Origin of the sequence: Streptomyces macrolidinus, assembly GCF_023887685.1 — a bacterium.
GTDB lineage: Bacteria > Actinomycetota > Actinomycetes > Streptomycetales > Streptomycetaceae > Streptomyces > Streptomyces macrolidinus.
Window position 1 is genome coordinate 150408 of record NZ_JAMWMR010000006.1, and the last position, 17670, is coordinate 168077.

Below are 17670 nucleotides of genomic sequence, written 5' to 3' on the forward strand. Positions count from 1 at the left end.
CGGGACCCGTTCAGTCGTCCGACACTTCCTGGCAACCGATCGTTCCACCCCACAGGACGAGTAGGAGCCCCCCCATGACGTCGTTGCGTACAAGCGCCGGGCAGAAGAACTCCAGGAGACTCGCGGCTCTCGCGCTCGGTCTCGGACTGGCCGCGGCGGCCCTGGGCACCGCGGCCCCGGCGGGCGCCCAGCCCCAGGGTGCCGACCGGGCCCCGGCCCGTAGCGTCGCCGGCTACGTCGGTTCCGCCGAGAACACCGACAACAAGGCCTTCTTCGACGCGGTCCTGAAGTCCGTCGCCCAGCGGCAGGCCGCGCAGCCCTCCCTCAAGACGGTGACCGTCTACTACAACGCCTCCCAGGCACCCAGCTTCCGCTCGCAGATAGCGAGCGCCGCCTCGATCTGGAACAGCTCCGTGTCGAACGTGAAGCTCCAGGCGACATCGGGCAACGCCGACTTCGCCTACTACGAGGGCAACGACCCGAGCGGGTCGTACGCGTCCACCAACGGCCACGGCAGCGGCTACATCTTCCTGGACTACGCGCAGAACCAGCAGTACGACTCGATCCGGGTGACCGCCCACGAGACGGGCCATGTGCTGGGCCTGCCCGACCACTACAGCGGCCCGTGCAGTGAGCTCATGTCGGGCGGTGGCCCCGGCCCGTCCTGCACCAACCGCTACCCGAACGCGACCGAGAAGTCTCGCGTCAACCAACTGTGGGCGAACGGTCTGGCCAAGGCCCTCGCCGAGGCCGGCGTGCGGCGCTGACCGACTGCGCCACGCCACCGGCCTCCCGGCCGTGACCTCACCACACCCGTACGGACCGCGGCTCCCCACCCGCGGTCCGTACGTCTGTGCCGGTCGCTCCGGCAGGGTCCTTCGAGCCGATCAGAGGGTGAACCGGCTCACCCGGTGTCGAGCACGGCGTCGGTGCCCCGCTCCCAGGCGCTCGACCCTCCGCGGCGCCTTCGGTCGAGGGGCTTCAGCCCGCGATGGTGTCGGCTGCCGCGAGGTAGCCGGCGAGAAGGGCGTGTGCGACCTCGCTGACCGCGGTGTCGTCGGGCAGGAAGGCGGCCGAGTGCAGACCTTCCTGGTCGCCCCTGGTGCCGACGAACATCATCAGCGAGGGGAAGTGCTCGGAGTAGTAGGAGAAGTCGTCGGAGCCGGCGGACCTGAGTTCGGGCGCCGGGCGGAGCCCCAGCTCGCCGAGCAACGGTGCCGTCGCCGAGGCAAGGGCCGGGTCGTTGACCAATACGGGCTCGCCGTGGACGAAGGAGACCTCGGCCCGGCATCCTTGGGTGCGGGCAATGAGCCGGGCTGTCTCCCTCATCTCCCGCTGTACGGCGGTACGTTGGTCCGCGTCCATGGCGCGCAGGGTGCCGCGTGCGCTCGCCACGTCCGGTACGACGTTGGCCGCGCTTCCGGCATCGAGCCGGGTGACGCTGAGGACCAGCGGCGACATGGGGTCGGTGCGCCGGCTGACCAGAGTCTGCAGGGCGACGACGATATGGGCGAGCGCGGCGACGGGGTCGTGCGTGAGGTGCGGGTAGGCCGCGTGGCCCCCTTGCCCGTGCACGGTGATCGTGAACTCGTCGGAGGAGGCGTTGACCGCGCCGGGTGTGCAGGCGACGGTGCCCGGGGCCAGCAACGGCTGGACGTGGGCGCCGATGACCGCACGGCACTGTTCGCGCCGGAGGATGCCGTCCTCGACGATGTCCAGCGCGCCCGACGGATAGGCCTCCTCGCGCGGCTGAAGGACCAGCAGCATCGGTACGGCGCCGACGTGGTCCACCGCGAGGGCCAGCGCCGTCGCGGCGGCCATGTGGACGTCGTGGCCGCAGGCGTGCATGACGCCGCTGCGCCGCGAGGCCCAGGGCACGCCGGTGCGCTCGGTCACGGCCAGGGCGTCCATCTCCCCGCGTACGGCGATGGCGGGCCCTGCGCCGCCCACGCGCACGATCGCCCCGGTGTCGGCGGTCTTGACCACGTCGCAGCGGGCAGGCAGCGCCTCGATCACCGTGTCGCGGGTCTGGGCCTCGTCGCCGGACAGGCGCGGCTCGGCGTGGAGGCGGCGGCGCAGGGCGAGCGCGTCGGGCAGGCGCCGTCGCAGCTCTTCGGTCAGGCGGGTGCGGGTCGGGGAGTCCATGGTCATCGCGCCTCCGTCAGACCGTAGACACGCCGGGCGTTGTCCCGGCCGGTCAGCCGGACGACGCGGGCGGCCTCATCGGGGTGCCAGTCCCCGTCGTCGACCCACCGGCCGAGCGCGCGGCGCATCCCTCGACGCCAGAGCAGGGCGCCCAGGTAGTGCAGTTCGGGCGGGCCCCACGCGTCCGACGAGAAGAGGACCTTGGAGAAGGGGGCGAGTTCGAGTGATTCGGCGATCAGCGCGTCGGAGCGAGCGCCCGTGTAGTTGACGCCGAGTCCGACGTCGAAATAGACGTGCGGGAAGATCTGGGCGAGGTAGCCGGCGCCGCGCTGGTACGGATAGCAGTGCAGGAGCAGCAGATCGACACCGTGCGGCTGGACGTTCTTGATGAACCGCGTGAGCAGCAGCGGGTCGCAGCGGTGCAGTTCCACGTCGGCGTCGCCGTAGCCTGCGTGCAGTTGGATCGGCAGACCGCGGTCTACGCCCGTCCACAGGGCGAAGCGCAGCAGGACGGGGTCGGACACCCGGTACGTTCCGGTGGCTTCCGCATTCCGCAGCCATGCCCCGGCGGCGCGGACGGTCTCGTCGTCGGTGGGGCGGTCCGGGTCGAAGTCGAAGCCGTGACGGTAGGCGATGATGCTCTTCACGCCGACCGCAGCCGCGGTTCGTTCGGCGAGCACGGCACGGAACCGTCCGGGGAGTTCCGTGGCGGTGGCTCCGCCACGGGCGACGTCTTCCAGTACCGATTCGAGGCGTACGACCTCATGGGCCGCTTGCCCGGAGACCTCGGCCATCTCCGCCACGCCGAGGATCGCCTCGCCCTTGTGCCCCGTCTCGACGAGGTAGTCGCCGATTCCGCTGGCGGTCAGGAGACGGCGCGTGACCTCGGAAGGTCCGAGGGCGTCGCGGGCGGCCAGGTAGGACTCTGCCGAGGCATGTGGTTCGAGTCCCAGGAGGGGGGCGCACCAGCGGCGTATCGCGAAGCCGAGCTGGGAGTCGAGGTGGGTCGTGCCGGGCGGTGCGGGCCAGTCGGACTCGGTGAGCATCAGCTCGAATCCGGCACGGTCCGTGGCACCGCGCAGCGCGCCGTGGACATGGTGGTCGACGAGCGGCGTGGTGCGCAGCGCGGCTTCGAGTGTGGGGTGGACTTCAGTGGACACGTGCGGTCTCCCGGGCGCGGGCGGCGTCGCCGTCGAGGCCGTCCAGGTGGGCGAGTTCACCATGGCGGACGGCGAGGTGGGTGGTGAGCAGGTCGGGGTCGAACCAGGAGCATGCGACCTTGTCGGCCTCCAGCGCCTGGAGTGCCTCCGGCAGGGTGCGCGGCAACGCGGGCACCGCGGTGAGATCGCTCTCGGCGGCGTTCTCCGGCCATACCTTCGGCCGCGGGTAGTCGGCCGGGTCGCCATTCAGCCCCTCGAGGCCGGCGCGGACGAGTACGCCGAGCGCCAGCCAGGGGTTGGCGGTGGCGTCGGCCGCCCGGTACTCGAGGTTGAACTGGCGGGCCAAGTCGCCTCCGCCGAGCCGGGACGTGGGGCAGATCCGCAGCAGGGCCTCGCGGTCGCGTTCGGCGAGATAGACACCGCCGGCGCTCCAGCGGTGCGGGGTCAGCCGCAGGTACGAGGTGGGGCTGGGCGCGGTCCAGGCCGTGAGCGCGCGAGCGTGGCGCAGGATGCCGGCGGCGAAGCGGACGCCGGGTTCGGACAGGCCGCCCGGCTGCGTGGGGTCGTGGAGGACGGGGCGTCCGTCGGCGTCCTGGAGGCTGAGGTGGATGTGGACGCCGTTGCCGGATCCGTCGGGGTCGGGCAGGGGTGCGAAACCGGCGCGCAGGCCTCGTCGGGTGGCGAGGTCGCGGACCAGTTCCCGCAGCAGCACGGCCCGGTCGGCGGCGGTGAGGGCGTCCGCGGGACGCAGAGTGATCTCGAACTGGTCCTCGCCGTACTCGGGCAGCCAGTTCTCGGGCTGCAGCCCGGCCCCGTCGAGGAGAGCAAGGAGGTCGGACCCGAACGGCTCCGCGGCGCGCAGCCGTTGCAGGGAGAAGGGGCGGGTCGCGGGAAGGCCTTCGAGGGTGAATTCGTGCTCGAAGGACGCGGTGACGCTCAGGCCCGTCGTCTCGCGCAGTTCGTCGAGAGCGGTGCGCAGGAAGGTGCGGGGACAGCAGGCCCAGGGCTCGCCGTCCAACTGTGTCTGGTCGGCGAGGTAGAGGCGCAGTCCGGGCTTGCCGACGTCCGGGTCCGCGGGGATGTCGGTCCGCGTGGACTCGGCGGGCAGCAGACGAAGGTCGCCGGTGGAACCGAACGCGGCGCCGGACGCGATGGTCCCGAAGGACGTGATGCCGAGGTTGGCGGGGACCCAGCCGGTGCCGCTCCGCAGGACGTCCTCTTCGTCGGAGTGGGGCACGGCACGGCCTCTGACCTGTCCTGACAGGTCGCAGGTCGCGACGAACACGGTGGTGGGGTCGGACATCGACGGCTCCTGAACGGGTGCTGTGGTGCGGGAGGTTGCTCGCGAGAGCGGCGTGGCTACGAGGACAGGCCGGTGGGTTGTGCGGAGTGGGGCGAGGGCGCGCCGGGGGCGTGGTCGGCCGGTGCCGGTGGTACGGGGTCGGCGCCGACCGCGTCGGCCTGTTCCGCGCGCAGGCTGTCCCCGATGCGCTGGGCCCGTTCGGGGGCCAGAACCACTATGGCCGCTCCGGCCAGACACCAGGCGCCCGCGATCCACGGGAAGTAGCTGTAGGGGGCCTCCTGGCCGGTGGACTGCTGGGTGAAGACGAAGACGAGGTAGGCGATGGCGGCGACGGGCACCACCACTTCCCAGCGGGGGATGCCGCCCCGGCCGGAGAGCGTGAAGGCGATGACTCCCGCGCCGGCGACCGCGTAGGCGACGAGGAGGCAGAGGACTCCGATGGTGGCGAACCAGTAGTAGGTGTCGAAGGCGTTGGTGCCGGCGACCCAGACAGCGGCGCAGAGCAGGACGCCGATGACGCCGGTGGAGCGCAACGCGGGGACGGGGGCGTGGGTGCGCGGGTGGGTGCGGGCCAGTCGGCGCGGGCCGAATCCGTCGCGGGCCAGGGCGAAGCACAGGCGCGCGGCAGCCGCTGAGGAGGACAGCGCCCCGGCGAACGCGGCGGCGGCTGCGGTGAAGGCGATGACAAGGGCGAACCAGGTACCGATGTACTGCCCGGCGAGGGTGGACAGCGCCGACTCGGCGGAGGTGAAGGCGGCGATGCCGCGGTCGTCGGTGCCGAAGCCGATGGTCTCGGCGAACATCACGCCCACGTACAGGATGCCGGTGAGCACGATGCTGCCGACCAGCGCTCTGGGAATGTTGCGCTTGGGGTCGGCGGTCTCCTCGCCCAGGGAGGTGCAGGCCTCGAACCCCGCCCAGGAGAGGAAGGCGAACACGGTCGCCGTGACGATGGCGCTCGTGCTGTGGCCTCCCGTGGTGAAGGGGGACAGGTCGAAGCCCTGGCCGCGGGGCGCGCTGCCGGTGCCGACGCGGACCATGACGACGGCGCTCAGCACCAGCATCGCCAGGATGCCGATGCCTTCGATCAGCAGAAGTGCGCGCGCGGTGATGCGGGTGTCACGTGAGTTGAGAACGGTCACACCGACCGCGGCGATCAGTGAGATGACGATCCAGGGGCCGCTGTCGTGGACCCCGAGCGCGGCCAGGAAGGCGCGCACGAAGACGCCTGTGGCGGCCAGGGTGCAGGCGAGGAAGGCCAGGTATGTTCCGAGCAGGGCGAATCCGCCGAAGAAGCCGGCGCGCGGGCCGATGGTGCTTCCGGCCAGGGCGTAGACGGAGCCGGCGTGGCTGATGTGCCGCGTCAGGCGCCAGAACCCGTAGCCGACGAGGGCGACGCCGAACAGGCCGAGAAGGAAGACGAGTGGGACGGCGGTGCCGACCGTGCCCGCGACCCCGGCGCCATTGAGGCCCATGGCGAGCGTCGGGCCCATCATGCCGACGGAGAGCGCCCAGGCCTCCCAGAGTCGGAGCTTGCGTCGGGGCCGGTCTTCAGCAGGCACGGAGGCTCCCTGGTGGGCGGGGCCGCTGCGTACGGCCCGGACGCTGACATGAAATATCCATTCCAGGTAGGGCGTCAATAGTCTGTCCACGGCGAAACAGTTGTTTCACCCTTCCGGGGTTTCGCCCGCTCAGGAGACCCGCTTCGCTCCTCAGCCCAAGTCCGGTTCAGACCCGAGTTCCAGTTCTGCGAGCGCCTCGTCGACCGCGCGCATCCGCTGGGTCGCGGCAGCCCCGAGCCGCGCCTGCACAGCGGCCACCAGCGCCTCCGTCAGCGCCAGGGGTGCTACCAGACTGTCGAACGGGCTGGGCGCCTCCACCCGAGTGGGCAGCACGACGTCCGCGAACTGCGCGATGGGCGACAGCCATGGGTCGGTGACCAGTACGACTGTCGCCCCACGGCCATGGGCGAAGCGCGCCAACTCGACGGTGCCCCGCTGATACCGCCTCAGATCGAAGACGACACACACGTCCCGTGGCCCCAGATCGGCCGCCAGGCCCTCGTCGCGTCCCGGCCCCCGCACATGCAGCAGCGTGTCCGGGCGCATCAGCCGCAGATGCAGATCGAGGTACTCCGCCAGCATGGAGGTGAACCGCCCGCCGAAGCCCACGATGCGCCTCGACGTGTCACACAGCAGCTCCGTGGCCCGCTCGAAGTCCTCGGCAGGCAGCGCGGCGAAGGTCTGCTTCAGGGCGGCACAGCCCACATCGGCCGCCACCTCGACCAGTTCCGACGTGTTCGAGGCGTCCGTGATCATCGCCGGCAGCGTCAACGGCGAGGCCCTTCGCGCCTGCACCTCGTCCCGCAGCGCCGCCTGGAAGTCCCGGTAACCGGCGAACCCGAGGCGGGCCACGAAACGCACCACGGTCGGAGCACTCGCACCGGCCCGCGCGGCGAGCGCCGAGGTCGACTCCAGACCCGCGGCCGGATAGCGGCCGAGCAGCGCCTTCGCGATCTTCCGCTCACCGGCCGAGAAGGAGTCCTGCGCACGGCGCACCCGGTCGGCCACCGTCTGCGCGGGCGCGCGCGATGCGTCGCCATGGTCTTGAGGGGTGGGCATTCGTTCCTTCTCTCCGCTCGCTTCAGGATCTCCCGCAGGCCGCCCATCGTGGTCGAACCGCGCCTCGGATCGTGTCATCTCGTCCCGTCCGCCACCTAGCGGAGGGCGGGACTCTTCCGTTCCCGCCGAGAGCCGAGAGCCGAGAGCCGAGAGCCGAGAGCCTGCGCCGTCGCGCCGCACGGAATCGCGACGCGTTCGCGGGAACGGACCGGGAGGCCACCGCGATCACGGCTGCGTAGCGGACCGGGAGCCCTCCGCGGCCACGGCTGCGTTGTCAGTCCGTTGCCATACCCTTCCAGCCATCGCACAGCGACTGGAAGGATCAAGAGAGTTGACTGGCCTGTCCTCTTTCCCCCTGCCCTTTGAAGCGTCCCGTTCCATAGCGTTGGCAACGCCCCGGACGCTGCGGGAACTTCAGATGATGGAGTGCAGCGCCCATATCCGGGCGAAGCCCGGGTGGTTCGAGAAGATGAACGATGCCGACATCGTCGCCAGGTGGACGCAGGAAGCCGTCGCCCAGGGCCTCACCGAGGCGCAGGTGCGTTACGTGCTTGCCGAACTCGCGCATTACGCCGCGCTGCGGGACGGAGGAACCGGCGTCGAGGTGTCCGCCGTCGACGGGGTGTGGCAGTCCGACACACTGATCGACGACACGCTCCGGTCCCGGCTGCGTGAGGCGGTCCGTGTTCTGGAAGAGGTTCCCGAAGACGAACGGGACTGGCATCCCGGATCCGACGGGCAGGTGCTGGATCTGGTGCATCCGTCACTGTTCTGTCTGGTGAGAGAGGCGAGCGGGGCGCCCGAGCAGGCTTGGCGGAACCCGACGGACGGCTCCACGCGGCATGAGTTCTCGGAGAAGTTCCAGTGGCTGCCCACGGATGTAGACGTGAGTGACGACGGTGAGGTCACCTTCCGTTCGTACGTCAACAACGTCCATCCCGAGAACCATCACGAACTCGCCTCCGTTCTGCCGGACTTGTTCGCGCGTCTGCGTCCACTGCTGGAGAACGTGCTCACCGATCTGCGGCACCCTCGGCCTCTGCGGATCGAGGTCGATCCCTTCGGGTGGTACGGCGACTCGGAGCCGGAGTATCCGAGGAAGTCCTCCTACAGCGATGACGAGGCCTACGCGGAAGCCGTCCGTGTATGGGAGACGGCCTATGACGAATGGAGGGACAACCGCCTTCCGGCCGTCCCGGACGCCCCGGCCTTCGCCGCGCCCGAACTGCCCGATGAATCCGCCCGAGTCGACCTGCGTGGCCGCAGCCTTCAGGTCATCGTCAAGCTCGCCACCATTCATCTCACCCCGGACAAGCCCGAGTACCCCGGCGGTTCCTGGCATGTCGAGGGGATGATGAACGAGCGGATCGTCTCGACCGGCATCTACTACTGGGACAGCGAGAACATCACCGAGAGCAGGCTGAGCTTCCGGGCGGCGGTCGACGACCCGTCCTACGAACAGAACGACGACGAGGGTGTGCGTGAGGTCTACGGCCTGGAGAACGAGGGCGCGCTGAACCAGGTGCTGGGATCGGCATCGACACCGGCGGGCCGCTGCCTGGCGTTCCCGAACATCCTGCAACACCGCGTCGGATCGTTCCGCCTCGAGGACCCGACCCGCCCCGGATATCGCAAGATTCTCGCGTTCTTCCTGGTCGACCCGTCGCAGAAGATCTGCTCGACATCCGATGTGCCGCCGCAACAGCCCTGGTCGGACACCTCGACCATGACGCTTCAGCAGGCCAAGACCTACCGCGAACAGCTCATGCAGGAACGCAAGTTCTTCGTCGACGACCACAACGAGCAGCTCTACGAACGGGAGTTCTTCCTCTGCGAGCACTGAACCTGCGGCGCCTTCGGTTCCAGCCCCCAGGCCGTGGCGCGGCTCGCCGCGGCCACGCGGTTGGGGGCGTCGAGCTTGGTGAGGATGTGCTCGACGTGCGTGGCGACGGTGCGTGTGCTCACGAAGAGGCGTTCGGCGATCTCCCGGTTGGTGAGCCCGGTGGTCAGCTCGGCCAGGACGTCCAGTTCACGCGGGGAGAGCCCAGCCGGGGGCACCACGCGGCGGCACTCGGCGAGTGTCGCCGCGCCCCGGCGGGCGAGTCGCAGTTCGAGCAGTCGTGACCCGTGGGGCACGAGGATCGTGGCGGGCAGGGTCCGCCGCACGGACGCGCGTCGTACGACATCGCTCAGCAGTGCCACGTCACCGAGCCAGGCCGGGACCCGACCGCCGAGGGGCAGAGGGGCCGTCTGCGGCGGGTCCGGTACGGCCAGCGTCCACCCGTCGGCCGGGGCGTCCGGCGGCAGGGCGACGGGGCCTGGCGGTACGAGGACATCGACGGCCGCCGCCAGGCAGTCGTCGAGCAGGGCCAGGACGTGGTCGGTGGGCCGGAGTTGGCGCCGCCGCCCCTTCATGCTGAGGTTCAGCACACCCACGTAGCGGCCGTCCGGGGAGAACAGGCACTGGGTCACCCCGTCCTCGAAGCCGGACGGTTCGATGACATCGCGGATGATGGTGGAGGCGGACCGCAGGCCCTCCGGCACGTCATGCAGCCACAGCAGCCCACCGGGGCGGCGCACCAGAGCGAACAGCGGATCCTCGTGCAGCCCGTTGCTCAGGTGCTCCCGCGCCCGCTCCGGGTAGCTGTTCGCCAGGCTGACATGGCGGCGCCGTACGGGATCCCAGCGGGCCAGGCACGCGTGGTCGCAGTCGACCACCTCGGACAGGGCCGAGAGCACCGCATGGGCGCTCCCGGCCTCGTACGTGCCCCGTACCGCGGCATCGCGCACCCGCAGCGCCGCCTCCAGGACCGTCTCCATCGAAGCCACCGCCTCCATCCGCGTAGCATCGACGGCCGCGCGGCCCCCGTCAACGCCTGTTCAGCCGGTGAGGAGGTCGTGCACGATCTCACCGCCGAGCACCGTCAGCGTCACCGGCAGCTCCGGGATGTCGTGCGGATCGGCGCTCAGCAGGTCGCCGCCCAGCACGCACAGGTCGGCGACCTTCCCGACCTCCAGCGTGCCCTTCCAGTCGTCCGCGAAGTCCTGCCACGCGCCGCCGGCCGTGTAGGTGCGTACGGCCTCGGCGAGGGTGATGCGCTGATCGGGGCCGCTCACCCGACCCTTGGCCTTCGACTCGCGCAGCAGCATGGTGGCGATGCCCTGCCGCCAGTCGGGGAGCGTGACGGGCGCGTCGGAACTGCTCGCCACGGTGACCCCCGCGTCGATGGCGTCCCGGTAGGGCCACTCGTACGCGGCCCGCTCCGGACCGACGAGTTCCTCCTCCAGGTCGGCGATCGTCCACTTGATGGTGGGGTTCATGTTGGCCCCGAACCCGTGCTCGGCCAACCGCTTCATGCTGCGGGCGGTGAGGAAGTCGCCGTGGATGACGTAGTGCCGGGCGTCGGGACGGGGATGCGCCTCGGCGGCGACCTCGAAGGCGTCGACGACGGTGTCGATGCCCCGGTCCCCGGTCACATGGACGCCGACCTGGTAACCGGCGGCGTGCGCGTGCCGCACCATCTCGCGGACCTCGGCGACCCGCTCGTCGTCGGTCTCGCCGGCCACGCACAGCGCGCCGCAGCCGCCGCCGAGATACGCCTCGTGCATCCACGCCGTCTTGTTCGGCGGGATGCCGTCGGCGAAGATCTTCACGCCGATGACGTTCAGCCGACGCGGGTCCTCGCTCGCCGACACCTCCATCCCGTCCAAAGCGCGGGCGAACTCCGCCCCGGTGCCGGACATGCCGACCGGCAGGAGCAACACACTCACGCGCGCGGTGAGTTCGCCGTCGGACAGCAGTTGCCGGTAGACATCGAGGGTCTCCCCGGCCAGCGCACCGCCCATGATCTGCTCACCGCCTGGGCCGAGGCCCGGCTCGGTGTAACTGGTGATGCCGAGCGCGCGCAGGTGCGCCAGCGTCGAGCGGATCGCCGTGGCCCGGGTCTCCCGGGTGAGCGGGGGCAGCACCTGCTGGACACTCACCTGGGCGCCTTCCCGCAACAGCCCGGTGGGCTCTCCGGAGCCGTCCGTGACGATGACTCCGCCAGGGGGCGCGGGGGTCGCCCGGTCCACTCCCGCGCGCCGGAGCGCGGCGGAGTTCACCCAGCAGGCGTGTCCGGAGAAGTCCTGCAGCAGGACCGGGTGGTGCGGGCTGACGGCGTCGAGGTCGTGGCGGGTCGGCAGCCGCGAGGGGTCGGCCACGCACTCGGCGAGATAGCCGGGGTCCCAGCCGATGCCCGTGATCCACTGACCGGGCGGGGTGCGCTCGGCGGCCTGCCGCACCGCTTCGGTGATGTCGGCGATCGACTCCACGGCGGGGTGGCCGAGGTCGAGCGAGAGCGGGGGCGAGGCGACGCCGAAGGCACAGCCGTGCAGATGGGAGTCGTTGATGCCGGGCAGCAGCGTGCCGCCCCGCAGGTCGATGACGCGGGTGTCCGGGCCCGTCAGGGCGTCGATCTCGGCGCGATTCCCGACAGCCGTGATGGTGTCCCCGGTGACGGCGAGGGCGGAGGCGAGGGCGAAGTCGGCGTTCACGGTCAGCACGGAGCCGTTGACGAAGACCAGGTCGGCGAAGGCGGGCAAGGCAACTCCCGGGCAGGACGCGGGTGGACGGCGGGACACCCCGGGGCGCACTCGGGGTGGGAGCGACTCTGCGATGTCACCCCGGTGCCGCGCATCGGTCATTCGACCGATGTGCCGGTACGACGGACAGGGCTGATCCTGAAGCGCGGAGAACGAGGATCGCTCATGCCGGTGGGTATCCCGTACGTGTGCCGATCGCCGGGTGGTTCGTCAACGAGGACGGCCGCCGTACGAACGTGCCCGCGGGCAGATCCGTACGGCGGCCGTCTCTACGAACTAGGCCTGGGGCTTGCGGAGTTGGCATCCCTTGCGGTTCAGGTCGAGCTTGCTGCCGTCGACGACGCACGGCACGATCCCGTACGTCTCCTGCGCGTAGTGCGTGCCCTGGCGGACGGTGATACGTCCCTTGCGGTCGACCTCGCAGGGGTTGTTGAGCGTGCACTGCTCGCCGTCGTCGTTACCGGTGTTGTTGACGGCGATCACGCGGCCGGTGTGGTCGTCGATCACCGGGGAGCCGGAGGTGCCGCCGATGGTGTGGCACGAGGGCGTGTAGCGCACCGAGTCCTTCCAGGTCCACCAGTACTCCTTGAGCTGGTCCACGAACCCGTCGACGGAGCACTTGTACTGCTCCTTCCAGTACCCGGACACCACGGTGATCTCGGTGTTCTTGCGGGGGTGGCGCGGGTCGAGCAGCAGGGGCCGTACGTGGTACTTGCTCTCGATCTCGGCGTAGGCGGTGGTCGTCCGGTACAGCGAGACATCGGTGTCGGTCATCGTCGCGTACGAGATCTGGTCGGCCTGGAGCGTGCCGAGCACCCCGGCGTCCGCGTCGAGCAGCTTGAACGTACGGGTGGACGGCTGGTCCACGATGACCTGGCCCGCCTTCGGGAAGCCGCTCTCGATGCAGTGCCCGTTGGACAGCACGAGCGCGGGGTCGTCGGGCCGTGACTGCGGGGTGCGCACGACGGAGCCGGAACAGTTGCTGAGCGCGACGGTACCGGCGAACGTGACGGGCGCGTCGTTCGGTCTCGCGCGGGTACCGGCGTCTCCGCCCGCGGTCTGCGCGACGGCGGGTGCCGCGCCCGCGCCCGCCAGGGCGAGCGCGAACACCGTGCCGGTGAGCGCCTTGCCGATCCTCGGTGAACGACGTGTCGTGCGTGTCATCGGTGCTGCGGGTGACATTGGGTGGAGCCCCCTTGCCGACGCCGAATGCGACGTCTGTAGCCGATGGTTGCCGTGCGCATTCTTCGGTGCGGACGAGCGGCGGGACAAGGGGTTGGATCAACTCCGTTTCCCAAGTCGGCTCCGGCAAGGGGAGCTTGACCTGGTTCGGTCAGCAACTGATCGGCGAGGAGCCGACAGCCACGTCGTCGAACCACAGGGTGTCGTCACCGCCGCCGTAGCTCTCCCAGCCGAGGCGCAGGCCGGTGGGGCGCGGTGCGGTGGTGCGGGACAGCCACTGCTGGTCGATGTCCGGGGTGGGGACACCGTCCGCGTGCAGTCCGGGCACCTGCTGGTCGCCCAGCCAGGTGTCGAGGTGGCCGTTCGACGTGTCGATCATGAATCGCAGACACTGCCAACTGCCGGTCGGCAGCGGCTTGCTCTGCGCGACACCGGCCGGGCTCTGCGCGGGCAGGGTGGCGTCGTCGATCTCGCGGTTCCACTGCAGGGCGCTGTTCTGGCCGCCGATGCGCAGCGCCTTGCCGCCCTGGGAGCTGTCGGGCATGGAGACGAAGGCGACATGCCCTGCGGGGAGCGCGGTGGTGTGTCGGACCCACATACGGAGGTACAGGGGACTCACCGACGACAGGTTCGCTGTCGTAGCGACGAAGGCGTGGTTGCAGTAACCGCCCTTGCCGTCCACCCGCATCGACTTGCCGCCGCTGTGCGCGACGGAGGTGTCGACCGTGACCGTGCCGGTGCCCTGGCAGTCAGGTGCCGCGAACTGCCAGGCGCCGGAGGGCGTGGAGCCGCTCTGGTCCTCGAACCCGGAGCAGAGCACGGCACCACCGCAGTCACCGCCGGGCGGCGGAGTCGTCGGAGGCGGGGTGGTGGGAGGTGTCGTGGGCGGGGTTCCCGGATCGGTCGGCGTCGTGGTGTCGCCGCAGGCCACGCCGTTGACCGCGAAGTCGGTCGGCGTGGGGTTGGCGGACTGGTAGGTCCCCTGGATGCCGAAGTCGGCCGAACCGCCCGTCGCCAGGCCGCCGTTCCATCCAGCGTCCGTGACGGTGACGGACTTGCCGCTCTGGGAGGCGATGGCGTTCCATGCCGAAGTCACCTGCTGGTCACCGCCGTACGTCCAGGTCAGACGCCAACTGGTGAGCGCCGGGCCGAGGTTGGTGACCTTGATGGCGGCGGTGTAACCGCCGGACCACTGGTTGACGGTGTAGTCGACCCGGCAGCCGGAGTCCGCGGCGCTGCTGGGGGGTGCCGCGATGACGGCGGACAGCAGCAGCCCGAGGGCCGAGAAGGCCGCCAGTGCCGCCCATGTCCAGGGTCGATGCCGTAATCGCGTGACGAGAGTGCGCGTGTGCATGGTTGCCTCCGGGACAGGGGTGGGTGGAGTACCGACCCGCAAGTGTGGGAGCGCTCCCATATATGACAACTACTTTGATCGTGCACTGTCAATGCGCGCGGGGGTCGAATCCGTACGGGAGCGGGGCTTGGCCCGGACATGGACGCGTTCTCCCTGGGGGCCGAACAGGCTGAGGATCTCCACGGGGGAGTCGCCCGTGGGGCCGAACCAGTGCGGCAGGCGGGTGTCGAACTCGGCGGCCTCGCCCGGTCCCATGATCAGGTCGTGGTCGGCCAGGACGAGCCGCAGGCGGCCGGAGAGGACGTACAGCCACTCGTACCCCTCGTGCGTGACCGGCTCGGGCCGGTTCTGGTGCGCGGGGATGATCGACTTCCAGGCCTGCAGACCTCCGGGCTGGGCCGACAGCGAGATCATCGTGCGGCCCTTGTGGACGCGGGGTCTGAGGCGGATGCGCGGGTCGCCGACCTCGGGCGCCCCGACGAGTTCGTCCAGGGGAACTTGGTGGGCCTGCGCGATGGGCAGCAGCAGTTCCAGGCTCGGGCGGCGCAGGCCCGACTCCAGTCTCGACAGCGTGCTCTTGGAGATGCCGGTGGCCTCGGCCAGCGCCGACAGGGTCACGCCGCGCTGGGTCCGGATGCGCCTGAGGCGGGGGCCGACCTGGGCCAGGGTCGCGGCGATCGGTGATTGCTCGTCCATGCCCCCATCTCACCTCCCGCGTCCCGGAAATGGCAACGGAAGTTGTCGCTATGGGGCCTGGCGCGCACGCTCGCGGCAGGAGGTCGTACCCGTGATCAATACGACGAATGACCGGAGTGAGGGCCGCCCTCGATGCCGGTGCGGGCGTCACCTCGGTCTCCTGGATCGGTGCGGGGCCGGCGCTGGTGACCGTGCCGATGGTGCTGCTCGACCGCGGGATCACGCGCCACCGCGGGACTTCAGCGTCGGCGGAACAGAGTCCGGTCGGTCGGCCTGGTCGGCGACCGTAGAGTCCGGCCGCCTTGCCTGGTCGGCGAGCAGGGAGCGTTGCCCTCACCAGGAGAACGCTCCCTGCCGCGCGCGGACCGACCGGCGAGCGGCTCGACCGGCGAGCGGACCGGGCCCTACTGCCGGTCGGACGTCACCACCTCGTCCCGCACCGGTACGTGCGTCGACCGCTTGTCCGGTCCGCGCCCGGCGAACCGCATGGCGACGCACGCCCCCAGGTACAGCAGCGCGACCACCAGCAGAAGCGCCTGATAGCCCGTCACGAGTGCGAGGTACTCGAGTACACCGCCGGTCAGGGAGCCCAGCAGATTGGCGCCGAACGCGGAGGTGGGATCGGGGGCGAGCGCGAGACGGTCCGAGAAGATGAGGTTGGCGAAGAAGATGGGGGCGAAGGCGAGGGCGATGGCGGCGGCGAGCCGTCCGGCGAAGGGCAGCGCGAGCACGGCGTGCGCCGGGACGAGCCAGGCCACCGCGAGGGAGCCGAAGAGCAGGAGTTGCAGCAGTGGTTGGTTGACTCGCCGCAGTCTGCGCCGGACCTCGACCGCGCCGAGCACGGCGAGCAGGACACCGATGAAGACCAGGGCGTTGACCAGCCAGGTCGTACCGAAGTAGAGCGCGAAGCCGATCACGTTCTTCGTCTCGAGCAACATGAAGGCGGCGCCCATCAGGAACATGTCGGTGTAGCGGACCGTGCCCCGCAGCCGTACTCCGGTCAGGCGCACCGACAGCAGGGTGACCAGCAGGATCCCGCCCAGCACGCCCAGGTAGAGCGTGGGGATGCTCCGGTGCAGGAGATACGGGAACGGGTGGTCATCGGTCGCGGCTGCCGGGACCGCGCCGCTGGGCTGCCAGACCTGCTTGCACGACTGGTCGGCGGGTGTCATACCGGCCACCAGGACGGCCGCGTTCTTGGCGAACGTCGTCATACAGGGCGCATGGCCGTAGATGTCGTCGAGGGATCCGGCGAAGCGGTCGATCAGCCAGCTCGTCCGGTAGTAGTTGTACATGGCGAAGGCACCGTGCGGTGCCAGGTGATCGCGCGCGGCCTCGAACGACTGCTGGGTGAACAGATAGCTCTCCAGGCGGAGGTTGCTCGCCCCGGACACCAGCGTGAGCGAATCGGGCAGCGCGAGGACGATGAGGTCGTACTTGTCCTTCGTCCGCTCCAAGTAGGCCCGGCCGTCGTTGATGTGGACGTGCACCCTGGGGTCGTCGTACGGCTTCGCGGGGTGGCGCTGCGCACCGATCTGCTGCAGCCGGGGATCGATCTCGACCGCGTCCACGCGCTCCGCGCCGTGTGCCAGCGCGACGGCGACGTCATTGCCGTTGCCCGCCCCGATGACCAGCACGCGCTTGTGCGGGTTGGTCGGCGTCCGGTCGTACGCCTGCCGGTAGAGCGAGTCCTTCTGCATCAGGTTCGACAGCGGCTCGATGGTCTGGTGCGGGACGCCGTTGGCGGAGATGCGGTACCCCGGGCCCGATGCCTTGGGCGCCACTTCGATCTTGTAGTACGGCGACCAGGAGATACCGGCGGTGGTCGTCTCCAGGAACAGCGCGGCGACCATCGCCGTGAGGGGGACGGCGTAGCGCATGGTGTTGCGTCGGCCGCCGAGGGCCAGCAGGGCCATGGCGGCGATGACGCCCCAGACGACCGAGGGGGTGCCGAGCCGCGACAGCAGGGCGAAGAACACCGAGCCGGTGATGCTGCCGAGCAGGTCGAAGCGGTAGGCGTCGAGCGGGGGAAGCTGCCGGAAGAGATCGGCGGTGATCTTGCCGATCGCGACCATGATCACCGTGGTGAGCAGGAAGATGACCGGCAGCGTCACCCACTCGGGGAAGCCGGTGGTCTTCACGGAGGTGAAGTAGATGATCTGCTCACTGCTCTGACGCACCTGCACCGGACATGCGCGGACCAGGATGATGAGAAGCGCGAGCGGAACCGGTGCCCACTGTTTGATCCACTGCCCACGCGAGGCGGGGATCAGGAACCCGAGGCCGATGCCGAGAAACGACCCCAGCAGGATGAAGTTGGAAAAGTAGCTGAGGTGGACGACGTTGGCGCCTGCCCATCTGATCAGCGCCAGCTCGACGAAGAGCATCGTGGCGCTGGCCAGCAGAAGCCACCACCGGACCGACCGGTCATTATGTCTTACTTCAGACAGGTTCATGCGGCCACGGTGCCGCCTTCGGGACGACTTCGCTCCGGGGGTGAGTCTGGTTCGGGAGCCGACCACTCGCGCGGGCCAGAGCGGATCGGCCGACTGGAGGTACGGCTCGGCAAGGGGGCGTTGCCGACTGCACGAGGACGCGGACAGCCCTTGGGTGTCTACGCGGTCG

General features: G+C 70.2%; 13 protein-coding genes. 2 read left to right on the forward strand and 11 right to left on the reverse strand.

All coding sequences use genetic code 11. The annotated features are described in order from the left end of the window. Nucleotides 1–74 precede the first annotated feature (74 nt). Nucleotides 75–767, forward strand: a complete 693-nt coding sequence (gene snpA, locus NGF19_RS09805; RefSeq protein ID WP_252424118.1) for a snapalysin — start codon at nt 75–77, stop codon at nt 765–767. A 214-nt stretch (nt 768–981) separates the two neighbouring features. Here snpA and NGF19_RS09810 read toward each other — a convergent pair whose 3' ends face one another. From NGF19_RS09810 to NGF19_RS09830, 5 genes are all read right to left on the reverse strand, one after another. After that, the gene (locus tag NGF19_RS09810; protein WP_252424120.1) at nt 982–2151 is read right to left on the reverse strand and encodes a M20 metallopeptidase family protein; all 1170 of its coding nucleotides are present in this window, start codon (nt 2149–2151) and stop codon (nt 982–984) included. Beyond that, nucleotides 2148–3305, reverse strand: coding sequence for an amidohydrolase family protein (locus NGF19_RS09815; RefSeq protein WP_252424122.1), 1158 nt, complete (start codon nt 3303–3305; stop codon nt 2148–2150). The genes NGF19_RS09810 and NGF19_RS09815 overlap by 4 nt, the downstream gene beginning before the upstream one ends. After that, nucleotides 3295–4608: a type I glutamate--ammonia ligase gene (locus NGF19_RS09820; protein ID WP_252424123.1), complete on the reverse strand. Its 1314-nt coding sequence runs from the start codon at nt 4606–4608 to the stop codon at nt 3295–3297. The genes NGF19_RS09815 and NGF19_RS09820 overlap by 11 nt, the downstream gene beginning before the upstream one ends. 56 nt (nt 4609–4664) lie before the next feature. Next, nucleotides 4665–6170 (reverse strand): APC family permease, encoded by a 1506-nt coding sequence (locus tag NGF19_RS09825; protein ID WP_252424124.1) that lies wholly within the window; start codon nt 6168–6170, stop codon nt 4665–4667. A gap of 150 nt (nt 6171–6320) precedes the next feature. Further along, nucleotides 6321–7229 (reverse strand): MurR/RpiR family transcriptional regulator, encoded by a 909-nt coding sequence (locus NGF19_RS09830; protein ID WP_252424126.1) that lies wholly within the window; start codon nt 7227–7229, stop codon nt 6321–6323. Between the two features lie 331 nt (nt 7230–7560). Between NGF19_RS09830 and NGF19_RS09835 the strand changes: the two genes are divergently transcribed. After that, the gene (locus NGF19_RS09835; protein WP_252424128.1) at nt 7561–9072 is read left to right on the forward strand and encodes a DUF4246 domain-containing protein; all 1512 of its coding nucleotides are present in this window, start codon (nt 7561–7563) and stop codon (nt 9070–9072) included. Here the strand turns inward: NGF19_RS09835 and NGF19_RS09840 are convergent. The 6 genes from NGF19_RS09840 to NGF19_RS09865 all read right to left on the reverse strand — a co-directional run bounded on the left by NGF19_RS09840 (nt 9039) and on the right by NGF19_RS09865 (nt 17501). Then, complete coding sequence (locus tag NGF19_RS09840; protein ID WP_252424130.1) at nt 9039–10067, reverse strand: helix-turn-helix transcriptional regulator; 1029 nt, start codon at nt 10065–10067, stop codon at nt 9039–9041. The genes NGF19_RS09835 and NGF19_RS09840 overlap by 34 nt on opposite strands. A gap of 42 nt (nt 10068–10109) precedes the next feature. After that, nucleotides 10110–11813, reverse strand: a complete 1704-nt coding sequence (locus tag NGF19_RS09845; RefSeq protein ID WP_252424132.1) for an amidohydrolase — start codon at nt 11811–11813, stop codon at nt 10110–10112. Nucleotides 11814–12089: 276 nt separating this feature from the next. Further along, the gene (locus NGF19_RS09850; RefSeq protein WP_372505639.1) at nt 12090–12947 is read right to left on the reverse strand and encodes a S1 family peptidase; all 858 of its coding nucleotides are present in this window, start codon (nt 12945–12947) and stop codon (nt 12090–12092) included. 199 nt (nt 12948–13146) lie between these two features. Next, on the reverse strand, nt 13147–14349 hold the full coding sequence (locus tag NGF19_RS09855; RefSeq protein WP_252424136.1) for a cellulose-binding domain-containing protein: 1203 nt from the start codon (nt 14347–14349) through the stop codon (nt 13147–13149). A gap of 69 nt (nt 14350–14418) precedes the next feature. Beyond that, nucleotides 14419–15045, reverse strand: coding sequence for a helix-turn-helix domain-containing protein (locus NGF19_RS09860; protein ID WP_252424138.1), 627 nt, complete (start codon nt 15043–15045; stop codon nt 14419–14421). A gap of 404 nt (nt 15046–15449) precedes the next feature. After that, nucleotides 15450–17501 (reverse strand): spermine/spermidine synthase domain-containing protein, encoded by a 2052-nt coding sequence (locus tag NGF19_RS09865; protein WP_252424140.1) that lies wholly within the window; start codon nt 17499–17501, stop codon nt 15450–15452. Between the last annotated feature and the right edge of the window lie 169 nt (nt 17502–17670).

Bases quoted from the DNA above. Each gene is read 5' to 3' on its own strand.
- snpA (WP_252424118.1), top strand. From the start codon at position 75: ATGACGTCGTTGCGTACAAGCGCCGGGCAGAAGAACTCCAGGAGACTC.
- NGF19_RS09810 (WP_252424120.1), bottom strand. From the start codon at position 2,151: ATGACCATGGACTCCCCGACCCGCACCCGCCTGACCGAAGAGCTGCGA.
- NGF19_RS09820 (WP_252424123.1), bottom strand. From the start codon at position 4,608: ATGTCCGACCCCACCACCGTGTTCGTCGCGACCTGCGACCTGTCAGGA.
- NGF19_RS09830 (WP_252424126.1), bottom strand. From the start codon at position 7,229: ATGCCCACCCCTCAAGACCATGGCGACGCATCGCGCGCGCCCGCGCAG.
- NGF19_RS09840 (WP_252424130.1), bottom strand. From the start codon at position 10,067: ATGGAGGCGGTGGCTTCGATGGAGACGGTCCTGGAGGCGGCGCTGCGG.
- NGF19_RS09855 (WP_252424136.1), bottom strand. From the start codon at position 14,349: ATGCACACGCGCACTCTCGTCACGCGATTACGGCATCGACCCTGGACA.
- NGF19_RS09860 (WP_252424138.1), bottom strand. From the start codon at position 15,045: ATGGACGAGCAATCACCGATCGCCGCGACCCTGGCCCAGGTCGGCCCC.
- NGF19_RS09865 (WP_252424140.1), bottom strand. From the start codon at position 17,501: ATGAACCTGTCTGAAGTAAGACATAATGACCGGTCGGTCCGGTGGTGG.